Annotated in this window: 1 protein-coding gene and 1 pseudogene; both read right to left on the bottom strand. The window is 30.7% G+C overall.

Annotation, left to right across the window (positions count from 1 at the left end; all coding sequences use genetic code 11):
- Window positions 1-171: 171 nt before the first annotated feature.
- Window positions 172-1,392: a heme biosynthesis protein HemY gene (locus ACIPNH_RS00350; protein WP_155969131.1), complete on the bottom strand. Its 1,221-nt coding sequence runs from the start codon at window positions 1,390-1,392 to the stop codon at window positions 172-174.
- Window positions 1,389-1,686 (bottom strand): annotated as a pseudogene (locus tag ACIPNH_RS00345) (hypothetical protein); the annotation flags it as partial. The gene ACIPNH_RS00350 and the pseudogene ACIPNH_RS00345, both read right to left, overlap by 4 nt.

Raw genomic sequence — 1,686 nt, 5'->3', positions numbered from 1 at the left:
TATATAACTGTTAGTGTCTAAAAGCAAGTTTTTTTGACATTAAAACCAAGTCTAGCTAAGAAACTTGCAGGTTTATTGTTTGGAGATAAGGATTATATTAAGAAAGTGCTCTAACTTCAGCAATATCAATGTGAAAGTAGCCTAATGGTAATTTCTACACTTTGTGGAATTTTATAATATATAATAAACACAATTAAAACTATTACAACTTGAACACTTATGATCCCATTGTTCTAGTTCCCTGTTACAATTTTTACATTTCCAGCCTGGATCAGGCAAAGCTTCTGAGTCCATCTTGTTTAGCCAATAAATTACCTTGTCGTGTTCTTGCAATGTAACCTTGAGTTGTATTACAATAAAGTAGATTGACATGTAATTAGCTTTTTTCATAGCAGTGTCTAAATATTGACTTGCAAGATCATATTTACCTGAACTCATTGAGGACAAAGCAAGTAAACAGTAACTAAAATAATAATCAGGGCGTAAGTTGTATAGTCTTTCAGCACCTTTACTATTTAAATTGATGTACATTTTAGCTGACTGAGGAGTAGGATTTACTGTATACTCTGCCTCTAGCACTGCAGAAGCTTTTCTGATTTTTCCAAGTTTAATATATAATTCTGCCTTTAAATAATTGATGGGCTGAAAAATTGCACTATAACGTTGTGCTCTAAATAAAGACTTTATAGCCTCCTTAAAATTTCCTTTACTTTCATATTGCTTTGCTAAAGCGCAATAAAACACTGCAAACATTTCTTTATGATCAAAGGGGAGAAAAATATTGGACTTAACTGCTTCCTTCAACCTCAAAATTGCATTAATCCAATCTTCTTTCAATATGCAATGCTCTATTTGAAAGGGAATAGATAGCATTTTATCATTAATTGAACTAGAGCAATATTCTATAAATTTTTGAAAGACTACTTTTTCTTGTTTGAGGTGGACAATCAGCTTATTGGCTAGAAGTAGAGCTAAGTTACGATTTTTATTTGCAATATTTGTTAAACCGTTACTGAAAAAGCTGTAATTTCCCGTCTTACCTGAGTTAAAGAGCTTTATTAAAGACAACCTATCGCTCTCCTCACTCAGACTTTTAACTAGCTTTTGGGCATTCTCTATATTGTCTAAGTCTATGCTAAAGAAAGCTTCAAAGAGAAGCAATTCTTCCCTATCCCTTCTTCTATTTCTTATGTTGGCAAATGTTGATGAAATGGAGGAAAAAAAGCGTACAAGTGTAATTAATAAAAATAATAAAACTACACAAGTAAAAATAATGAAATATAGATCAATACTTATAGTGTAATTGCCTAATTCCAATTTTATTACTTCACCACTTACCTTGACCCATATACCAAATAAAAACGAAAAAGCGAAAATTATAAAATAAATCATGAGATATATTGTAATAAGTGATGATATATTGTTGAAATATTCTTAGAAGCTACAATAAAACCATTCAATTTATTCAGCCATGGCTTGAATTCTGAATGCGTTAAATTGCTTACTGTAACAGTTATATTTTGCCAATCATTATCATTTATTGACTCCTCAATTTCTGCGAATTTTACTCTTAATGGATCATTTCGGTCGTCTACCTTTATCCAGTTTGAAATGATTTTTTTAGACAATGTACTTTTGTTGTAATCGATAGTATCAATAGTTTTTTCAAAAGATAACTTCAATTCG

The sequence above is a fragment of the Wolbachia endosymbiont of Drosophila barbarae genome (assembly GCF_044752445.1).
Lineage (GTDB): Bacteria > Pseudomonadota > Alphaproteobacteria > Rickettsiales > Anaplasmataceae > Wolbachia > Wolbachia pipientis.
This window is presented reverse-complemented; position numbering and strand designations above follow the sequence as displayed.